Source organism: Corynebacterium breve (assembly GCF_030252165.1).
In the GTDB taxonomy this organism is placed as follows: domain Bacteria; phylum Actinomycetota; class Actinomycetes; order Mycobacteriales; family Mycobacteriaceae; genus Corynebacterium; species Corynebacterium breve.
This window is the reverse complement of sequence record NZ_CP126969.1, coordinates 2,115,594-2,135,753: the sequence shown is the minus strand read 5'-3', so window position 1 is coordinate 2,135,753 and position 20,160 is coordinate 2,115,594. Positions and strand designations below refer to the sequence as shown.

The following is a 20,160-nucleotide window of genomic DNA, read 5'->3' as shown; positions in this document are numbered from 1 at the left end:
GGCGCGAAAAAGCTTGGCAAGATCACTGCGATTGCGGTGCTTGCCATTTTTGCCGTTCTTGGTGGTATTTACGGTGCTGACCTTGCGATGAACCGCGACGCGGTGCCTCGAGGCACCACCGTCGGCGGAATCGAGATCGGCGGCATGAAACACGATGAGGCCGTACGCACCCTCGAAGAGCAGCTTGGCGACGAAGCAGGTGCTCCCGTCACCGTGACCGCAGGTGAGCTGACCTCTGACATCGTTCCCGCTCAGGCTGGACTCGGTATTGACTGGGAGGCCACTGTAGCGGCCGCCGGCGAGGAATCGATGAATCCCATCTCCCGTCTGCGCGGACTGTTCTCGTCCAAGGAAGTCGACGTAGTCCCTACCGTGGACGAGGCTGCACTAGCGCCCGAGCTCGACCGCGTTGTTGGTGAACTGAGCACTGATCCCGTCGATGGCTCTGTGGCACTTGAGGCTGGCGACGTGAAGATCACAGATCCCGTTTTGGGGCAGACGGTAAACCGCGACGAGCTCAACACGCGGGTGTCCACCGGTTGGCTCAACCCGTCGGGCGTGACAGTAGAGCCGGAAGAAGTCCAGCCAGCGATTACCGAGGACAAGCTCAAGGAAGTTGCCGATGGGCCTGCAGCCAAGGCCATTTCCGGCCCGCTGAAGGTGGAAGGCCGTGACGATGTGGTCGCCGAGATTCCGGTCGAGCGCATCGGCGAGTTTGTCACTTTTAACAACGTCGAGGGCAACATCGAGACGGTGGTCAATCCGGAAGGCGCGCAAGCTATTTTCGACGAAGGGCTGGCCAGCACCGAAGTTGAGATGAAGAACGCGTCATACAACTCCGATGGCTCCGTGAACCCGAGCGCAGACGGTTCCGCGGTGGACTGGGAAAAGACCATGGCTGATTTCGAGGGCCGCGTTATCGGTGAAGGTGAAAGGACCTGGGAAGCGGCTTATGAGGACGTTGCCGCGACCTTCACCACCGAGATGGCTGAAAGCGCTACCTACGACCAGGTTGTCGGCGAGTTCACTACCAAGGGATACTCCGAGGCCTCTGGTAAGAACATCGCCATCGTGGCGGGCATGGTCAACGGTGCAGTTGTCGGCCCTGGTGAGACGTTCTCGCTGAACGGTCACACCGGACCTCGTGGCACTGCGCAGGGCTTCGTGGAAAGCGGCATCATCATCGACGGTCGCGCGGGCGAGGCAGTTGGCGGCGGTATCTCGCAGTTTGCGACGACACTGTACAACGCTGCGTACTTCGCCGGCATGACCGATGTCGCGCATACGCCGCACTCGTATTACATCTCCCGCTACCCAGCCGGCCGCGAAGCGACTGTCTACGAGGGTGCGATCGACCTGAAGTTTAAGAACGACTCCAACCGCCCAGTACGCATCGATGCCTCGGCTGGCGGTGGATCCGTCACCGTTCGCCTGATGGGTGTCAAGACTGTCGAGGTTGAATCGGTCAATGGCGGACGTTGGGATGAGACCGAGCCGGACGAGCGCGAAATGACCGGCGACAAGTGCATCCCTTCCAGCGGCAACCCTGGCTTTACCACCTCGGATACCCGCATCATCCGCGACCTGAACGGCAAGGAAATCTCTCGCGAGACCCAGACCACGGTCTACGATCCCCAGCCGATTGTGACCTGCTCTTAGACAAAAATTCGATCAAGGTGATAATCCAGTAGATCGAAAGTCTCCTCGACGGTGCGATAGCCAGCGAGGATTGGGCCCGGATCAAGAAGCAACCACGCAAAGTGGGCTTCCTTGGCCGGGTCTATGTCTTTTGTAAGTTCGCCATTCGCTTGGGCCTTGCTGAAGAGTTCGGTGAGTACCTCGATCAGTTTCTTGGGGCTCGCTGCTGTTTGCTTGCGCAGATGGTCGTCGTGAAGCGATGCTAGGTAAAACGCGGCTCCGGCCCCGGCGAGCAACTTGTTTTCATCGGTCGTGGGCAAATAGGTACGCGCGGCGGCAGTGACCATGTCGCGTGCAGAGTCAGTTTGGGGGATAGCGAGGAATTGGTCGCGCCGCCGGCGGGCGAGCAGCCCAACGGCATGACGTAGCATATCGTCGCGCGTAGGGAAGTAGTGCTGCACAGTGCCCGGAGAACAGCCCGATTGCTTGGCGACGCCCCGCACGCTCACCGCTTCCACGCCGTGTTCGGAGGCGATGCGCAACATCGCCAAGGCCAGCTCATCGCGACGCGCATTGTGATCAACAACTATCGGCATGTCCTGCTCCATTTCGCTTACACTGGTAATCATACAGTTGTATGACAAAACGGAGCGGGTCATGAGAGTGTGGAAGAAGGTCATCATCGCCATAGCCGCGCTTGTCGGTGTGGCCGCCCTCGTTGGGGGTTATTACGTGTGGAACAACGTCACTTGGAACCAGCGGCTCGACGCGAGAGTAGCGGGCGCGGGATTCGTCGAAAAGCAGGCAACAGTCGATGGTGTCACGCTGAACTTTGGCGAGAACCCGGCATCCGCGGGCAAGCCGGTGCTTGTCCTGCTGCACGGACAGGGCGGCGCATGGCAGAGCTACCACTCGGTGCTTCGTGGGCTAGCTCAAGAGTTTCACGTCTTCGCAATCGACGTGCCGGGACATGGGAAGTCTGATCGCTGGCAGGGGCATTACACCGCGGTGGAGTTGGGCGACTTAGTGGCTCACTTCGCAAACGACGTAATCGGTGCGCCCGTATTCGTCTCCGGGCACTCGTCCGGTGGCCACATCGCTGCCACCTTTGCCGCAAACCACCCGGAGCAAGTGCGCGGGGTCCTGTTTGAGGATCCGCCGTTTTTCACCACCGAACTCCCGCGCGCCAAAGAGACCTGGAACTGGCAGGACTTAGCCAGCGCCGCAAACAGCTTTATTGATTCCAACGAGAGCGATTGGCCCGGCTACTACTGGGAGCACCAGTTGATGTGGAAGTTCTTTGGCCCCGATGCCGGCCGAATCATCAATGACGGGCTGCGTTACCACGAAAAGCACCCCGATCAGCCGATCAGGGTGTGGTATTTGCCGGGCATCATGGCGGAGTATGCGCGATACTCCATCGATTACGATCCCTACTTTGGTCTGGCATTCTATGACGGCTCGTGGAACCAAGGTTTCGACCAGGAGGCCACGCTGCGAGCTATCGAAGCGCCTGTGATTTACGTGCGCGCCAAAGAGGTGCTTGGCGACGATGGCGTTCTCCAAGCGGCCGCGTCATACGACGAAGCCCGGCGAGCACTTGAGTGCTTGCCGGGCGCAAAGTTCGTGGAGGCGGATACGAGCCACAACTACCACGGAGACAAACCAGGGGAGTTTGTCGATCTAACGGTTAGCCTGTTGAACGAGCAGTATTAGAGCGAAATACCGTGAGCTGCGAACCATGGCTGTGGGTCAACCGCGCCGGAGCCCGCAGGGTGGTACTCGAAGTGTAGGTGGGAGCCGGTAGAGAATCCGCGAGAACCCATGCCTGCGATGTACTGGCCGGCTTCGACACGCTGGCCGACGGATACCGAGAGGGTCTCCATGTGGCCGTAGATGGTCATGGAGCCATCGTCATGCTGGATGCGGATCCAGTTGCCATAACCGGATGCAGGGCCGGAGTCGATGACCGTGCCCGCCATGGCTGCGAGGATTGGAGTGCCAACAGAGTTGGCGATGTCGATGCCGCGGTGCATCGTGCCCCAGCGTGGGCCGTAGCCGGATGTAAAGGCGCCCTCGGCTGGCTTGACCACGGTTGCGCCGGTGATGGAGCTAGCGCCAGCGACCGAGGAGAGGGACGATCCCGCAGCAGCTTCTGCTGCTGCAGCGGCCTCAGCCTCGGCGGCAGCAGCCGCTTCGGAGGCGATGCGGTTAGCTTCGGCCTGTGCAGCCTCTGCGCGCTCGGTGTCGTACTCAACAGCCTTGGTGAGCTGATCGGAGAGGTTTTCCACCGGCTTGTACTCGTTGATCGTCAAGATCTGCGGGGCGACGGCCTCTTCGGCTTCGATCTGAGTGGCTGCCTCTGCAGGTGCAGCCTCTGCGTCGTTCACCAGATCGAGATTGTCCTTAACGTCGGACTTTGGCTGAGCCTGATCCTGCAAGGTAGCTGCAGCTGCACCGCCAATGCCGGCGGTGGAGACGGTACTGGCAAGTGCTGCAATAACTGCTACGCGACCCTTGGTTGGGCCTGGTTTGCGGTGTCGACCACCAGAGCGGCGATGGTTGCTGCACATAATGCCTCTATCCTGCAAGTACGGTGTTGGTATAACTACGGCTGAACGGAATTAAACGTTACCTTAATATGAGATAAGGATGTTATCAACTCGTAGCCTGACAGTAGTTTGATTGTAAGTCTCTTTGCAACTCCTGAGCTGCATTTACATTCCATTGGTGGCGAGTTGCCAGATTTTGTTGTGAATCTGCCACTTGCCTGAGAAACTAAAACCGAACAGGGAACATTCCCTGTCCGGTTTACGTGTTTTTCCAGCTTCTGGGAGGGTTTACTGCGGGTATTCCAAAGGCTGGTTGAAGGCGTATGGGAAAAAGCCGACGTGTCCGTAGTAGAGCGTGAGGCCGAGGAAAACCCACGCCATGCCGAAGAACCACACAAGAACGGTGAACACGCGGCCGACGGTCTTGTTGGTCAGCGCGAACGGGGACAGGATTGCTGCGATTCCGGTACCCACGTACATCGAGAAGACCATCAAAGGTTCAATCATGCTTCCTGCCATGAGTCGTGCCACCGGCTCGATCTCTGGCGGTCGCCACTGGCCAAAGTGCAGTCCGGCGATGCCGAAGAGGACCAAGCCAAAGCCGCCTGCTGCCGCGATGTAGAGCAACGGGCGCAGGGTTGCAACAAGGTCAAGCTCGCGCAGGCCCTTTTCAGCCTTCTCTTCGGCACGGATAATCGCGATGCCCGCGATGAAGGTAAGAAGGCCGTAGAAGGCAGCAGGCTCACCGAATGTGACGTTATCTACGGCACAGCAGAATGCGCCCTCGATCTGTTCGAGGGGCCAGGTCAGCATCATGTGTAGGCCAGAAATTCCGAGGAAGGCGCCGAGGAAGACGAAGCCCCAGCCCCAGCCAGAGATGGAACGTCCCTTGTTTGCCGCGACGGTGCGGGCGAAGGTAGGGATCAGGATCATAATCAGGCCTACAACAAGACCCATGGTCGTGTTGTAGGTGATTCCTTGCATCAACATTGTTGTCTACTCCTTCTCTGCCAAAATGGTTTGGCGAATAGACATCAGGGCAATGCTGCCGGCAAAGGCGATCACCCATGTAAGTACGGCGATATCTTCGCCGACGTAGCTGTCTGCCAAGAGCCAGATGATGTATCCGACGATGGAGCCAACTGCTAGGAGGGCTAACGTGAGTTTCGAGAGCAGGCCGGGCCACTTGCCCGGCGCGGTCTCATCGGATTCGGGCGCCCAGGCGCTGAAATCTTGAGTCGTAGTCATTTTCAACTTTCTTCCCTTTGGCGGGGATAGAAGCGAGATTCACGGTTATTGGGAAATTTGAAAGACTGGCCTATTTTGATAGGCGGGCGCTTAGTTTCCCCGGAATAGGTTAGTGCTTATCTTTGGGGTGTCGAAGTCTTGCGGATATAGGGGCGCAATTATCGACGAAAACCGAGGTGACATCATTCCGGCGTAACCTTAATGGGGGTGATGTCAACAACTTTGAGGGGGCGTCGCAAAGCAAAAAGCCCCGCAGAAAGCGGAGCTGATGTGGAGCCGGCGACGATGTTGTCCGTCAGGACATAGTTGACACTTTCACCCTGCAGTTTTGTCCATGACAGTTGACAGATCAGTCAGGACATTGTTGACACCTACAGGCTTGATAATGAGCCATGAGCTACAACAACCCAAACCTGGCGATCGTGAAAGCCATCACCGAGCAAAAAATGTCTGTCTCCGAAGCATCTCGATACTTTCAACGCTCCCGACAATGGATCTACACCCTCCTAAAACGCTACGAAACAGGAGGGCCGGAAGCAGTACTTCCGCAATCGACTGCCCCACGCTCAAGCCCGAATAAAACTTCCGTTGCCATCGTCACGGCCATAGTTTCCATTCGCACAGAACTCACCGCCAAAGGCGCTGACAATGGGCCAGACACGATCGCATGGGTCTTAAGCCAACGAGGAATGCATGCCCCAGCGGAATCTACGATCAGGCGGATACTTCACCAACAGGGATTGATAACTCCACAACCTGCCAAGCGTCCGAAATCCTCACTACGACGCTTTGAAGCAACCTTGCCGAATGAGTGCTGGCAAGCAGATGTGACATACCTACGACTATGCAATGGCCGTGATGTCGAAGTTCTCGACTTCCTTGACGATCATTCCCGCTACCTGCTTTATCTTGTGGCCTACCCACGGGTGTACGGCCCTACAGTCGTGCGAGCGATCAGCACCATTACCGCAGAGTATGGGCTCCCACAATCGACACTGACCGATAATGGACTAATTTTTACTGCCCGACTTGCCGGGGCAAAGGGAGGTAAAAACGGGTTTGAAAAGTTCCTAGAAAACAACAGCATCAAACAGAAAAACGGACGTGTTGCCCATCCTCAGACCCAAGGAAAAATCGAACGTTTCCACCAAACACTCAAAAAATGGATCCGCGCGCGGCCGCCTGCCCAAACAATCCCTGAACTACAAAAACAACTCGATGAGTTTCGGCACTGGTATAACCACGAACGCTGTCACCGAGCACTAGGACGCAACACTCCACATCAGGCATACATCGCCTTGCCTAAAGCAGGACCTCAACCTCTTGTTACCGATGACCACCGCATCCGCAATGACAAGGTCGACCCAGCCGGCCGGATTACTCTGCGATTCGCCGGAGAAATGCGCTACCTAGGGATCGGACGAGCACACGCAGGAACACGCACACTAACAGTTATCACCGGCACCCGCGCAATGACATCCAATGCAGACACTGGCGAAGTCATCGCCGAACACCACATCGACACCGGGCGTCGTTACCAACCCAACTTGATCAAGAACACTCAAACCCGAACAACAGAAACACCGTGAGACAAGAACACTGTTCTCACCTCACGGTGCTACCTGTCAACCATGTCGCGACTGATCGTGTCAACGATGTCCCGACTGATCACATGGAGCCGGCGACGAGAATCGAACTCGCACTCTCAGCTTGGGAAGCTGATGTTCTACCACTAAACTACGCCGGCAATGCGGGAAAGTTTAGCACTCGGGCCTCTGTAGTTAGAAAACGCCCCTGACGTAGACTGGTACCCGTGATTCTGTCTGACCATGATATCCGCGATGCCATCAACGAAGGCCGCCTCGGCATCGAGCCGTACGATGCCGCCCTCGTCCAACCGTCCAGCGTCGATGTGTGCCTGGACAAATTCTTCCGCGTGTTCAACAACTCTCGCTACACGCACATCGACCCCAAACTGGAGATGGAAGACCTGACCACCGAGGTCGAGGTAACCGAGGGAGAGCCGTTTGTCCTGCACCCAGGGGAATTCGTTCTGGCGGCGACATTTGAAAAATTCACCCTGCCCAACGACTTGGCAGGACGACTGGAAGGCAAAAGCTCGCTCGGACGCCTCGGCCTACTGACTCATTCCACGGCCGGCTTTATTGATCCGGGTTTCTCTGGACACATCACCCTGGAGCTATCCAACGTGTCAAACCTCCCCATCACCCTGTGGCCGGGAATGAAAGTGGGGCAGATGGCATTTTTCAAGCTCAGCTCCCCGGCGGAGGTCCCGTACGGAACCGGCGCATTGGGCTCCAAGTACCAAGGTCAGCGCGGTCCGACCCCATCGAAGTACTACCTGAACTTTCGCTAACCACCGCGGGTGTACCCACATCGTAGATTTTTGATGTGAACCCGCACGAAAAGCCCTCCCGTTGTTTAGCCTAGGGGGACTAAAGGCCCAGTATCCCTAGTATTCAGCACAATCAGGAGGACGCCTCATGGACGGCAAAGTTTTCTACTCATGGTCAGCCCAAGAACAACTTAATCCCGTGGAGGTTGTCACCGGCGAAGGCGCAACCTTCACCGACGCGCAGGGAAAGAGCTACCTCGACTTTTCCTCGCAGCTGGTCTACCTCAACCTGGGACACCAGCACCCACGACTGATTCAAGCCATCAAGGATCAGGCAGACACATTAACGACGATCCAGCCAGCGTTTAAGAACTCCACCCGTGATGAGCTTGCGCGACTGATCATCGAAGCAGCTCCAGGCGAGCGTTACAGCTCCGTCTTCTTTACCAACGGTGGTGCGGAAGCAACCGAAAACGCAGTGCGCATGGCGCGCGCATACACCGGCCGCCGAAAGGTCATGTCCGCGTACCGCTCCTACCACGGTGCAACACCGACCGCGATCGACCTAACAGGTGAGCCACGTCGCTGGAAGAACGAGCCAACCGATGCCGGCGTCCTGCACTTCTTTGGCCCGTACGCGTACCGTTCGCCGTTCTGGTCGTCGTCGGAAAGCGAAGAGTGCGAGCGCGCTCTGGCGCACCTTGAGCAGCAGATCATCCTCGAAGGCGCAGACACCATCGCCGCCTTGATCATGGAGACTGTCGTTGGCACCAACGGCGTTCTTGTACCTCCGAAGGGCTACCTGCCGGGCGTGCGCGCACTGTGTGACAAGTACGGCATCGTGTACATTGCCGACGAGGTCATGGTCGGTTTCGGTCGCACCGGCACCATGTTCGCCGTAGAAAACTTCGACGTCGAACCTGATCTGATCACCTTTGCCAAGGGCGTGAACTCCGGATACGTGCCACTCGGCGGCGTGATCATGTCGCGCGAGATCGCGAAGACGTGGGATGAGATTCCATACCACGGTGGTCTGACCTATTCGGGCCACCCGATGGGCTGCGCGCCGGGCGTGGAAACCTTTGCGGTTTTCGAGGAGGAGAAAATCCTCGAGCGCACCCGCGACCTAGGTGAGCGGGTTGTTCGTCCTCGTCTGGAGGCGATGAAGGAGAAGTACAAGGTCATCGGCGATGTCCGTGGTCTGGGTCTGTTCTGGGCGATCGAGTTTGTCAAAGACCGCGAGACTCGTGAGCCACTGGTGCCGTTTAATGCGAAGGGCGATGCTGCCGCGCCAATGAATGCGTTTGCGGCGTACTGCAAGGAAAACGGCGTCTGGCCGATGGTCAACGCAAACCGTGCGCATGTTGCCCCACCGCTGATCATCACAGAAGAAGACCTTAACCGTGGTCTCGACGTCTATGAGCAGGCGATTGCCCAGCTCTAGACTATGAACGTTATCCCCAGGGAGGGCCAGACGGACACTCCCCTGGGGATATTTGTTTGCGTCTTTTGCTCGCACTGCCAAAATGCGGGAAACGCGTAATAATGAACTTTATGCGTATGACGGTGATTGGCACGGGCTACCTCGGTGCGACACATGCTGCCTGCATGGCAGAACTTGGTCACGAGGTCCTCGGCGTAGATGTTGATAAGTCCAAAATTGAGCAGCTTGCCGCGGGTAAGGTGCCATTCTACGAGCCGGGACTGCCCGAGGTGCTCGAACGCAACCTGGCTTCCGGTCGCTTGGATTTCACCACCGATTACCAGCGCGTAGCAGATTTTGCCAACGTGCACTTCCTTGGCGTGGGCACCCCGCAACAGCACGGCTCCTACGCGGCTGATGTCACCTACGTCAATGCAGTCATAGACTCCCTGGTTCCGTTGCTTGAAGGTGACCACATCATCTTCGGTAAGTCCACAGTCCCGGTAGGTACTGCCCAGGAGCTACAAAAGCGCGCCGATGCGCTGTGCAAGGAAGGCACCACCGTAGAGATCGCATGGAACCCTGAATTCCTGCGTGAAGGCTACGCGGTCAAGGACACCATCGAGCCCGACCGCATCGTGCTTGGAGTACGCGAAGGCTCGCGTGCCGACGAGGTCGCACGCGAAGTTTACAAGCAGTCCATCGACAGTGGAACGCCCTTCCTCGTCATGGATCTACCAACCGCTGAGCTGGTCAAAGTTTCTGCCAACGCGTTCTTGGCAACGAAGATCTCCTTTATTAACGCCGTCTCCGAGGTGTGCGAGATCGCAGGTGGAGACGTCACCATGCTTGCCGACGCCATCGGGTTCGACGAGCGCATCGGGCGCAAGTTCCTCGGCGCCGGCCTTGGTTTCGGTGGCGGCTGCCTGCCGAAAGATATCCGCGCATTCATGGCGCGCGCCGGTGAGCTCGGTGCAGACCAAGCGTTGACCTTCCTGCGCGAGGTGGACGCAATCAACATGCGACGCCGCGACCGCGTAGTCGAACTATCTCGCGAAATCCTCGGCGGTGTTTTGGGCCGCCGCATCACCGTTCTTGGTGCTGCGTTTAAGCCAAACTCCGACGATGTGCGCGACTCGCCGGCCTTGGCTGTCGCGGGTCAGCTGAGCCTAGCCGGCGCGGCTGTCAGTGTCTACGACCCAGAGGCGATGGGCAACGCGGCCAAGGTGTTCCCAACTTTGGATTACGCAGAGTCCGTCGATGCAGCCTTGGAAGGTGCCGAGCTGGTCATCTTGGCCACGGAGTGGCAAGAATTCCGCAACCTCGATCCGGTACATGTGGGCGAGCTTGTTGCAGACAAGCGCATCATCGACGGCCGCAACGTGTTAGATGTTGCCGCATGGCAAGGCGCGGGCTGGGAGATGTGGGCGCTAGGCCGCTCGCTGTAAAACATCCTTAGGTTAGAGTTGTCCTCATGAGTGTTGGGCGCGCCTTTGTGGCATTCGATCTAGACCAAGTACCGCATGGGGACATCCAGGATTTTCTGCACTGGTTTGACCAAGCTGCCGAATTCGACGACGATTCCAACGCCACCATCCCCGAGCTCACCCGCTGGTACGACGCCTTGCACTCGAAGTACCAGCCGACCGCGGGTTGGGACGGAACCAGTTACTTTGTGGCCCGTGATTTTGTTTGGGCGCGCATCAACGTTGATGGCGCAGAAGAAAACGCCCGCCAGCTCGCTCGTGACTTGGGTGTTGGTTTCTACATCACTGGGGATATGCAGATTCAAGTCGAGCTGCCGGACGGGCGCATCGTCGAATAGTTTCTACTGGCGGTAGTTGACCAGGAAGTTTCCTAGGCGTTCGATCGCGTTTTCCAGCTGTGATGCCCACGGCAAAGTGACCAAACGGAAGTGGTCCGGGGTGGGGTAGTTAAACCCGGTGCCCTGGACAAGAAGGATCTTCTCCGAGCGCAAAATGTCCAACATGAGCTTGGAATCGTCGTGAATGTCGTAAACGCTTGGGTCCAACTTAGGGAACGCGTACAACGCACCCTTGGGCTCTACGACGGATACTCCTGGGATCTCGCGGAGCTTCTCCACGGCAATGTTGCGCTGCTTCAACAGGCGACCTTCCTTGCCGGTAAGACCATAGATCGACTGCTTGCCGCCGAGGGCCACCTGGATCGCGTGCTGGCCCGGAACGTTGGGGCATAGACGGGTTCCGGCGAGGAGCTCAAGGCCTTCAAGGAATCCTTTGGCGTAGCGCTTCGGGCCGGTAATAACGATCCAACCAGCACGATAGCCCGCGACACGGTACGCCTTAGACAGACCGTTGAAGGTCACAGTAACAACGTCTGGGGCGACCTCTGCCATCGAAATGTGCTCTGCGCCGTCGTAAAGGATGCGGTCGTAGATCTCGTCGGCGAGGATCATCAGATCGTTTTCGCGCGCGATGTCCGCAATGCCCTCGAGGATCTCGCGCGAGTACACGGCACCCGTCGGATTATTCGGGTTAATCACGACAATTGCTTTAGTCTTTTCGTTGACCTTAGAGCGAATATCTTCAAGCGACGGGTTCCAGTCATCTTCCTCATCGCACATGTAGTGCACGGGGGTGCCACCAGCCAGAGAGGTTGCTGCCGTCCACAGCGGGTAGTCAGGCGCTGGGATGAGAACCTCATCGCCGTCGTCGAGAAGTGCCTGCGTCACCATCGAAATCAACTCGGAGACACCGTTGCCTAGGTAGACATCGTCGACATCGAAGGAGGGGAAGTCCTCGATGAGCTCGTAGCGAGTCACGACAGCGCGACGAGCGGGAATGATGCCCTTCGAGGTGGAGTAGCCCTGGGATGTTGGAAGTGCGGCGATCATGTCGCGCATGATGACGTCTGGGGCGTCGAATCCGAAAATCGCAGGGTTGCCAGTGTTGAGCTTGAGGATGCTGTGTCCGTCTAGCTCCATGCGCTCGGCTTCCGCGGTGACCTCGCCACGAATGTCGTAGGCCACGCCGTGGAGTTTCTTCGACTCGTTGAAATGGCGACGTGGTCGACGAGGACGCTTGACCGGGGTTGGTTCTACCGTGGATTCTTCTGACTTGGACATAGCGGCTATTGTGCCACCTCACTTGCCCGTATGGCTACTTTTTGTCAGATTCCTTCCACTTGTCTAGGGCGCGCTGCGCCAAACTGACGGCCTCTCCGGTCAGTTGGTTCATTTGTTGACGACGCTCGGCTTTCTGCTGAGCCACCTCCAGCGCCTGCGCCGCCTGGATCTCGCGGAACCGTTGACGCTCCAACTGGCGCGGGCTCGGCGCGTACCACTTCTCTGGGCCAATCTTCATGATGTAGAGCAGGATAAAAACCGTTGGGATGACGAGTAGTGGAATGATTCCTCCACCGGTCATGCCCATGGTTGTCATCAGGATTCCCAGTCCGCTGGAGCCGACTACAGAAAGGCCAAACAGCCCCAAGCGGGTTTTCTGCCCTCGTTCGTGCGTTTCTGCAATCTCGTTTGCGCTGTAGAGCACCATCTCGTTGCCAATAGCAGGCGATTGCGGGATGTCGCGAAATAGCGGCTCAAGCTGCCCGCAAGTTTCTGCCTTGAGTACTGCTTCGACGCGGTTTTCATACTCGATGAATGTCAGCCGGCCTTCCGCAAGTGCACGACCGAGCGCCGACATCGCGTCGGATCGCTCGTTGTCGCTGAGCCGCATGTGCGGATTGAAAGGCTTATATGGCTGGGTCACGTTTCCAATTATAGCGCTGCGCGTTTGGGTTGTTGTCGGGGAATCCTAGCTTTACGACGATTCCTATGCTTCCGGAATCTCTGGTGGAGGCGGAGGGGTCACCGGCGGTGCTGGGGGCGCTGCTGGCGCAGGAGGGGTCGGAGCTGCGGGGGCAGCTGGGGCAGCTGGGGCAGCTGGAGCTGCTGGGGTTCCCGCTGGAGCACTAGGCGCACCTGGAGCAGCCGGCGCACCTGGAGCAGCCGGCGCACCTGGAGCAGCCGGCGCACCTGGAACGCTTGGAACCGTAGGGGCAGGGGGAGTCGGCACAGGCTGGGTCGGCACCGGTGGAGTGGCCGAAACGACCGGAGGGACCATCGGGGCAGGTGGTTCGGCAGGCGATGTCGGAGCTGCCTTCGTCGAGCCGCCCTGTGCTGTTGGCTTTTCCTTGGTTGGGGCGAACTCCATGGTGGCACGCGTAGGACTCACAAATGCCTTGTCCTGCGGGGCGGGGAGGGAGTCGTCGATAAGCACGGAGTCGCGCAGCATGACGGCAACATCCCGAATGTTCGCATCAGAGCTAAGGGCTTTGACCCCGCCGGAGAACATGTTTGTGCAGAACGGACAGGCGGTGGCGATCTCGGCAGCACCGGTGTCGAGAGCTTGTTCCGTGCGGAATTCATTGATGCGCTGGCCGATGGTCTCTTCCATGAACATGCGAGCACCGCCGGCGCCACAGCAGAAAGCCTCATCGCGGTTGTTGTCCATCTCGGTGAGGGTGACACCGGTCGATTCCAGTAGCTCGCGAGGCGGATCGAAAACCTTATTGTGACGGCCAAGGAAGCAAGGGTCATGGTAGGTAATCGGCGCGCGGTTTTCGGAAGTGCGCGGCACAGGGGTGACGCGACCGTCGCGGACAAGGCGGTTCAGCAGCTGCGTGTGGTGGAATACATCGAAGTGGCCATCGAAATCGGGGTATTCATTCCGGATGGTGTTGAAGCAGTGCGGGCAAGTCGTGATGATCTTGCGCTGGCCTTGGGGAACACCATCGAATACGTCATTGAATGTCTCAACGTTCTGGGTGGCCTGCATTTGGAACAGGTACTCATTACCGGCGCGACGTGCTGGGTCGCCCGTGCAAGTTTCGCCTGTGGACAACACTCCGTACTTCACACCTGCGGTCTCGAGGAGTTCGACGACAGCTCGAGTGGTGCGCTTTCCCGCATCGTCGTACGCGCCGGCACAGCCGACCCAGAAGAGGTACTCGGTGTCGGAGAAATCGGTGAGGTCTTCGCCAACCACAGGAACTTCAAGACCGTCGCGGCGGGCATCATCCACCCAGGATGCGCGCTCGGAATTGTTGCGGCCCCACGGGTTTCCCTTGGTTTCGATGTTCTTGAACAAGCTGGTGAGTTCGGATGGGAAGTCTGATTCTGCGAGGACCTTGAAGCGGCGTAGGTCTGCGATGTGATCGATATGCTCAATGTCCACAGGGCACTGGTCCACACATGCTCCACAGTTGGTGCATGACCACAGGACGTCTGGGTCGATTTCGTTGGCTAGTGCAAGGACATCAACACCGGCGTGGGAGTCGTAGTTGTCCAGTGCAGAATCGCGCAGATCCATGACGAACTTTTTGGGGCTCAGGGGCTTGCCGGTATTCCACGCAGGGCAGAGTTCTTGGCAGCGGCCGCACTCGGTGCATGCCGTGGAATCGAGAAGCATCTTCCAGCTGCCTGGTGTGGTCGCGTCTTCGTCGTCAAGGTTTGGTGTTGGGACAGCTCCCAGAGCCTTTTCGCCGGAAGGGTTGCGCTGGAAAAAGATCGCGAAAAAGGCCATGAAGCGGTGCCACGCGACACCCCACGTAAGGTTATATGCCACCAGCACGAGGAATGCAAGACCCGAGAGCAGCTTGATCAGCGCGAACGTAGACACTAGCTCAGGGGACGCAGGGAGAAGCTTGGCTAGGTGGATCGTAAAAAAGTCCACCCACGCAGAGCCACCACCGTAGGTCGCGATCTTGGAGGCCTTGACAAGGAGCATGCCAGCGCCTTCGATAAGCACAATGACTTCGATGACGCGTGCCGCTTTGGTTTGCGAGTTGAAGAATCGACTGCCACGTTCTGTGTCGCCAAGGCGCGTGCGAACGATCATCAGGAACACGATTGCGAGAACCGTTGCTAGCCCCAAGATTTCTTCTACCAGGTGGTATGCAGGCCAGTCGGAAATGACAGGCCACCCGCCTGCCGGGTTGAAGGTTTGAAGGTAGGCCTCAAACCACACGATCACGCCGCCTAGGAAGCCGACCATGACGGCCCAGTGTGCGGCATTGACAAAAGGCTTGCCCTTAAAGTGGGTATGCCCAAAGATCTCGACGATCACTCGACCCAGGCGTTGACCGATCTTGTCGGTGCGCGGCTGATGCGTCGCCTTGCCAGACCTGACGAAGCCAAACATGCGCAGCGCGCGGTAGAGGAAGTACGCCCACGCAGGGAGCGACGCGAGCACGCCGATCCAGCCTAAAACGGTGGTCATTCAATCTCCTTGAAAGTGCAGCTTGAGGATTCGTTGTCCAGCCTAGAGGGTCACCACGACATTCAAGGATTCAGCATTCAAATTGGGCTCGATCAGAGACGATGTTTTGCCACAACTTGCTCGAAGACTCTGTGAAGCATTTCCAACTCCTGGTCTTCTCGCGCACGTCGGCTGGCTTCGTTTAACTCGCCTCGGACTTGTCGCCAATCAAGGATCCAACCTGCATCGGCGGAAACGCGTGACCAAAAATGTCGTTGAGTTCGCCCATTGCCTTCTCTGAATGGGTGAATCCAATTAAGCAGATCGTAGAAGTGGGTTAGTTCGCTGATGAACTCCGAACGGACCGCTATGCGGAGATTGTTCTTGTCAGACAGCTGTTGGGCAAGGTTTCTGAGGAACAGGTCGATTTTACGATATGGAGCGAAATGTTCACCCTCGTCTCGCTTCATATCGATATTTCGAAACTTGCCGGCCCAGGGATACACATCTTGAAATAAGTGGAAATGAATCGCGCCGATTTCTCGGGCATCGCGGCTAGCAGGAAGCAGGTCATCACCTGAATCCATGAGCTGGATTATGCGAGCATGGACCAAGTCCGCTTCCGCTTCAGCGAGCCGTGCGGAAGATTCGATGCCGAGCAGGTTCTTCAACACCGTGGTGCCTGGAATGAGATACGGATCGTGCACAGAGAAAGTCTCTAGCTAAGTCCGAAGCGAGCTCGAGTCATCGAGACTAGTTCGTCAGCGGTAATTTCGCCTGCCACATAGGATTTCGTGTCGTTCGTGTGATCGGGACTAGGCAAAAGGCCCTCTAGGTACAAGGAATGAGTAGCTTGTTTAGCTAAGCTTGCGCGCGTTTCTTGAGAGTGCATCTGTCTATCCGTTCTATCTCAGGTGCTGCTTTCACGAGTGATTCAGCTCTGGGGTGCCACAATCCTACGCCAGGTACGAAGCCGGAACAATCTTCAACACTGCCCACGCAGATTAGTCGTCTTCCGCGAACTGGCTCTGGTGCAGCCGCCAGTACGCGCCCTCGGCGTGGATCAGCTCGGCGTGAGTGCCCTGCTCGACAATGCGGCCGTTTTCCATCACCAGGATCAAGTCGGCGTCGCGGATCGTCGATAAGCGGTGTGCGATGACAAAGGATGTGCGGTCGGATTGCAGCGCCGCCATCGCCTTCTGCACCAAGACTTCGGTGCGGGTATCCACAGACGATGTTGCTTCGTCGAGAATCAACAGCGCAGGCTGGGACAGGAAGGCACGCGCAATGGTGATCAGCTGGCGCTCGCCGACAGAGAGAGCACCGCCGTCTTGGTCGATCTTGGTTTCGTAGCCTTCCGGCAGCGCGTGGACAAAGCGATCAACATAGGTGGCTTTCGCGGCCGCGATGACTTCATCGTCGGTGGCATCGAGGCGGCCGTAGCGGATGTTGTCCATGATGGTTCCCTCGAACAGCACTGCATCCTGGAGCACCATGCCCACCTGGGAGCGCAGCTCGGTGCGCGACATCGCGGCGGTATCCACCCCGTCAAGCAGGATCTGTCCAGAGTCGATTTCGTAGAAACGCATGATCAAATTCACCAGGGTTGTCTTGCCGGCGCCGGTCGGGCCGACGATCGCAGCGGTCTGACCAGGCTCGACGCGCAGGTTCAGATCCTGGATCAGCTCGGCGTCTTCGGAGTAGGAGAAGTCCACGTTGCGGAATTCCACCAGTCCTTGAGCTCGACCCTCAACAAGGTCATGCTCCGTGTCTGCGCTTTGCTCCTCGGCATCGAGGAACTCAAAAACTCGCTCCGCGGAAGCCACACCGGACTGCACCATCTGCATCATCCCGCCGAGCTCGGCAAGCGGCTGGTTGAACTGACGCGAGTACTGGATAAACGCGGTCGCCGCGCCCAAGGTCATGTTGCCGTTGGCCACGCGCAGGCCACCCAGAACAGCGATCGCCACGTAAGACAGGTACGAAATGAACTGCATGATCGGCATCATCAGGCCAGACAAGAACTGCGCCATGGACGACGACTGGTAGAGGTCGTCATTGCGCTCGTCGAAAAGCTTCGCAGCGGTGTCGTGGCGACCGAAGATGGTGATCACCTCGTGGCCTGAAAAGGTTTCCTCGATATGCCCGTTGAGCATGCCGGTAGATTTCCACTGCTTCTTAAACTGCGCCTGCGACCGGGAGCCGATGAGGCCGATGACCACGCCAGTGAGTGGAATTGCCAGAAGTGCGACCAGGGTCAGCTCCCACGAAACGGAGAACATCATGATGGTAATGCCGATCACCATCAGCAGCGACTGCACCGCCTGCGACAGCGATTGCTGCAGTGCTTGCTGCACGTTGTCCACATCGTTGGTGGTGCGCGAGAGGATATCGCCGCGCTGGCGGGTGTCAAAGTAGCTCAGCGGAAGGCGGTGGAGCTTTGCCTCGACGTCGACGCGCAGGCGGTACACGACCTTCATCACGAAGCGGTTCAGCATAAAGCCTTGTAGCCACATCAGTACCGCCGAGCCGACGTACAACCCGATCACGATGGCGATGAGCTGGCCCAAGCGCGTGAAGTCGATGCCCGCGCCGGGGATAAGCTCCATTGCGGTAAGCATGTCGGCAAAAGTGTCATCGCCACTGGCGCGCAGCCCTTGGATGATTTGATCTTTTGTCACGCCTGCGGGCATCTGGCTCGACACCGCGCCGGAGAAGATGACGTCCATCGCGCGCCCCATAACGCGCGGTGCGTACACGTTGAGCGCCACGCTGAAAGCCACTGCGAGCAGCAGAATTGCCATGCCGAGCTTGTATGGACTCAGCAGCCCCACCATGCGCTTGGCCGACGGCCAGAAGTTTTTCGCCGTGCGCGGGGCGCCGCCACCGTGGAAGCCGGCGTCGCCAACTTTCTCTTGCAGTTCCAGGATTTCTTCGTCGGTAAGTTCTACATCCTTGGCCATTACCGCACCTCCTCGGTGATCTGAGATGCAACGATCTCTTGGTAGGTAGGTGAGGATTCCAGCAGCTCATCGTGCGTACCTCGCGCGACAATCGAGCCCTTTTCCATCACCAGAATCTGATCGGCATTCACAATCGACGACACACGCTGCGCCACAATAATCACCGTCGCATCGGTCGTCCGCGGTTTCAGTGCCTCGCGCAGGTTCGCGTCGGTGATCACGTCGAGCGCGGAGAAAGAATCATCAAACAAATACACCGCAGGCTTTGCGACGAGCGCCCGCGCAATACACAGCCGCTGCCTTTGCCCGCCGGAAACGTTGGTGCCTCCTTGCGAAATCGGCATATCCAAGCCTTCGTCGCTGTTGCGCACGAAGTGAGCCTGAGCGATGTCGAGCGCATCCCAAAGCTCCACGTCCGTGGCTTCTGGGTCGGCGATCCTTAAGTTGGACGCCACCGTGCCGGAGAACAGGTACGGCTTCTGCGGAACCATGGACACGCGGTCCACGATGTCGGCGCGGGCCATATCGGCGACGTTGGTGTCGTCGATAAGTACTGCTCCTGACGTCGGGGCGTAAAGGCGCGGAATCAGGTTGAGCAGAGTAGATTTGCCGGAGCCGGTGGAGCCGATAATCGCAGTGACGGTGCCAGGGCGTGCGGTGAGGGTTGCGCCGTTGAGCACAGGTGCTTCCGCGCCGGGGTAGGTAAACGAGACGTCGTCGAGCGAGACAATTCCAGTGCGCTTGGCGGGAGTGGTGGTCTGGGCACTCTCGCGCATGGAGGGTTCGCGGTCCATGAGCTCGTCTATGCGGCGGGCGCAGACGAGCGCGCGGGGGAACATCATCGCCATGAAAGCGCCCATCATCACCGAGGCCAGAATCTGCAGCAGATACTGCAAGAACGCGGTGAGCGAGCCGACCTCGACAAGCCCATCGTTGACGCGGTGGCCGCCGAACCACAGCACCGCGCCGGTGGCCACGTTGAGTACCAGCATGATGATCGGGAACATCAGCACGAAGCGGTTACCGATCTTCACACTGAGCCTGGTCAGATCAACATTGGCTGTGTCGAAACGGTCGGTTTCGTAAGGCTCGCGGGTGAACGCGCGGACCACGCGGATGCCGGTGATCTGCTCGCGAAGCACACCGTTGATGCGGTCGATCTTCTTCTGCATCGCCTGAAATAGCGGCATGAGCGCGGCAATCAGGCCACCCACGATGATGAGGAGCACCAGCACCGAAACGCCGACGAGCCAGGACAAGCCAGGATCCTCGCGCACCGCCATGATCACGCCGCCGACCATCATGATCGGCACAGCGACCATGAAGTTGAGGAACATCAAAAAGGTCATCTGGACCTGCTGCACGTCATTGGTGCCACGCGTGATCAGCGTCGCCGTGCCGAAATGGTTGATGTCCTCGGCACTGTATCGGGTGACGCGGCCGAAGACTCGCTCGCGGATGTCGCGGCCCACGCCCATCGCCGTGTGCGCGCCGAACCATACCGCGATTCCTGCCGTAATAACCTGCACAAACGCCACGGCCAGCATGATCCAGCCGATGCGCCAGATGAATGGGACGTCGCCTTGGGCTACGCCTTCGTCGATAATGCGTGCGTTCAGCGACGGCAGATACAACGTGGCGGCTGTGCTGAGGGTTTGCAGAATAATGATCGCGATAATCGCGCCGGTGTACGGACGCGAATGTTTGCTTACAAGGCGAACGAGCTCCACGCCTGGCTCCT

The 20,160-nt window shown here is 58.1% G+C and carries 18 protein-coding genes and 1 tRNA gene; 7 read left to right on the top strand and 12 right to left on the bottom strand.

What is annotated here, in order from left to right; translation table 11 throughout:
• Positions 1 to 87: 87 nt before the first annotated feature.
• Positions 88 to 1,659: a VanW family protein gene (locus QP027_RS10340; protein ID WP_284827019.1), complete on the top strand. Its 1,572-nt coding sequence runs from the start codon at positions 88 to 90 to the stop codon at positions 1,657 to 1,659.
• On the opposite strand, the gene QP027_RS10335 is transcribed toward QP027_RS10340, so the two are convergent.
• Complete coding sequence (locus QP027_RS10335; protein ID WP_284824623.1) at positions 1,656 to 2,234, bottom strand: TetR/AcrR family transcriptional regulator; 579 nt, start codon at positions 2,232 to 2,234, stop codon at positions 1,656 to 1,658. The two genes, QP027_RS10340 and QP027_RS10335, sit on opposite strands and share 4 nt — an antisense overlap.
• A gap of 61 nt (positions 2,235 to 2,295) precedes the next feature.
• Here QP027_RS10335 and QP027_RS10330 point away from each other — a divergent pair, with 61 nt between their 5' ends.
• Positions 2,296 to 3,354: an alpha/beta fold hydrolase gene (locus QP027_RS10330; RefSeq protein WP_284824622.1), complete on the top strand. Its 1,059-nt coding sequence runs from the start codon at positions 2,296 to 2,298 to the stop codon at positions 3,352 to 3,354.
• On the opposite strand, the gene QP027_RS10325 is transcribed toward QP027_RS10330, so the two are convergent.
• The 3 genes from QP027_RS10325 to QP027_RS10315 form a co-directional block, all read right to left on the bottom strand.
• Entirely contained in the window at positions 3,351 to 4,214 is an 864-nt protein-coding gene (locus tag QP027_RS10325) for a M23 family metallopeptidase (RefSeq protein ID WP_432418631.1), read from the bottom strand. The two genes, QP027_RS10330 and QP027_RS10325, sit on opposite strands and share 4 nt — an antisense overlap.
• Positions 4,215 to 4,478: 264 nt before the next feature.
• A complete protein-coding gene (locus QP027_RS10320) occupies positions 4,479 to 5,180 on the bottom strand; it encodes a DUF981 family protein (protein WP_284824619.1) in 702 nt (233 codons plus the stop codon).
• Positions 5,181 to 5,186: 6 nt separating this feature from the next.
• Positions 5,187 to 5,438: a hypothetical protein gene (locus QP027_RS10315; protein WP_284824617.1), complete on the bottom strand. Its 252-nt coding sequence runs from the start codon at positions 5,436 to 5,438 to the stop codon at positions 5,187 to 5,189.
• Between the two features lie 392 nt (positions 5,439 to 5,830).
• Between QP027_RS10315 and QP027_RS10310 the strand changes: the two genes are divergently transcribed.
• Positions 5,831 to 7,027 carry an IS481 family transposase gene (locus QP027_RS10310; RefSeq protein ID WP_284824615.1) on the top strand — a complete coding sequence of 399 codons (1,197 nt, stop codon included), beginning with the start codon at positions 5,831 to 5,833 and terminating at the stop codon, positions 7,025 to 7,027.
• 84 nt (positions 7,028 to 7,111) lie between these two features.
• On the opposite strand, the gene QP027_RS10305 is transcribed toward QP027_RS10310, so the two are convergent.
• Positions 7,112 to 7,185, bottom strand: a tRNA-Gly gene (locus QP027_RS10305).
• A 66-nt stretch (positions 7,186 to 7,251) separates the two neighbouring features.
• Here QP027_RS10305 and dcd point away from each other — a divergent pair.
• The 4 genes from dcd to QP027_RS10285 all read left to right on the top strand — a co-directional run bounded on the left by dcd (position 7,252) and on the right by QP027_RS10285 (position 11,042).
• The gene (dcd, locus tag QP027_RS10300; RefSeq protein WP_284824613.1) at positions 7,252 to 7,815 is read left to right on the top strand and encodes a dCTP deaminase; all 564 of its coding nucleotides are present in this window, start codon (positions 7,252 to 7,254) and stop codon (positions 7,813 to 7,815) included.
• 127 nt (positions 7,816 to 7,942) lie between these two features.
• Positions 7,943 to 9,238: an aminotransferase class III-fold pyridoxal phosphate-dependent enzyme gene (locus tag QP027_RS10295; protein WP_284824611.1), complete on the top strand. Its 1,296-nt coding sequence runs from the start codon at positions 7,943 to 7,945 to the stop codon at positions 9,236 to 9,238.
• A gap of 110 nt (positions 9,239 to 9,348) precedes the next feature.
• Positions 9,349 to 10,665, top strand: coding sequence for a UDP-glucose dehydrogenase family protein (locus QP027_RS10290; protein ID WP_284827017.1), 1,317 nt, complete (start codon positions 9,349 to 9,351; stop codon positions 10,663 to 10,665).
• A 26-nt stretch (positions 10,666 to 10,691) separates the two neighbouring features.
• Positions 10,692 to 11,042 (top strand): hypothetical protein, encoded by a 351-nt coding sequence (locus QP027_RS10285; protein ID WP_284824609.1) that lies wholly within the window; start codon positions 10,692 to 10,694, stop codon positions 11,040 to 11,042.
• A 3-nt stretch (positions 11,043 to 11,045) separates the two neighbouring features.
• Here QP027_RS10285 and QP027_RS10280 read toward each other — a convergent pair whose 3' ends face one another.
• From QP027_RS10280 to QP027_RS10250, 7 genes are all read right to left on the bottom strand, one after another.
• Positions 11,046 to 12,323, bottom strand: a complete 1,278-nt coding sequence (locus QP027_RS10280; RefSeq protein ID WP_284824608.1) for a pyridoxal phosphate-dependent aminotransferase — start codon at positions 12,321 to 12,323, stop codon at positions 11,046 to 11,048.
• 34 nt (positions 12,324 to 12,357) lie between these two features.
• Positions 12,358 to 12,966, bottom strand: coding sequence for a DUF1707 SHOCT-like domain-containing protein (locus tag QP027_RS10275; protein ID WP_284824607.1), 609 nt, complete (start codon positions 12,964 to 12,966; stop codon positions 12,358 to 12,360).
• 63 nt (positions 12,967 to 13,029) lie between these two features.
• Positions 13,030 to 15,477 (bottom strand): (Fe-S)-binding protein, encoded by a 2,448-nt coding sequence (locus tag QP027_RS10270; RefSeq protein WP_284824604.1) that lies wholly within the window; start codon positions 15,475 to 15,477, stop codon positions 13,030 to 13,032.
• A gap of 92 nt (positions 15,478 to 15,569) precedes the next feature.
• Entirely contained in the window at positions 15,570 to 16,163 is a 594-nt protein-coding gene (locus QP027_RS10265; protein ID WP_284824602.1) for a Fic/DOC family protein, read from the bottom strand.
• 11 nt (positions 16,164 to 16,174) lie between these two features.
• Positions 16,175 to 16,348: an antitoxin VbhA family protein gene (locus tag QP027_RS10260; RefSeq protein ID WP_284824600.1), complete on the bottom strand. Its 174-nt coding sequence runs from the start codon at positions 16,346 to 16,348 to the stop codon at positions 16,175 to 16,177.
• Between the two features lie 112 nt (positions 16,349 to 16,460).
• Entirely contained in the window at positions 16,461 to 18,419 is a 1,959-nt protein-coding gene (locus tag QP027_RS10255) for an ABC transporter ATP-binding protein (protein WP_284824598.1), read from the bottom strand.
• Positions 18,419 to 20,149, bottom strand: a complete 1,731-nt coding sequence (locus QP027_RS10250; protein ID WP_284824597.1) for an ABC transporter ATP-binding protein — start codon at positions 20,147 to 20,149, stop codon at positions 18,419 to 18,421. Before QP027_RS10250 ends, QP027_RS10255 begins: the two co-directional genes overlap by 1 nt.
• Positions 20,150 to 20,160 lie beyond the last annotated feature (11 nt).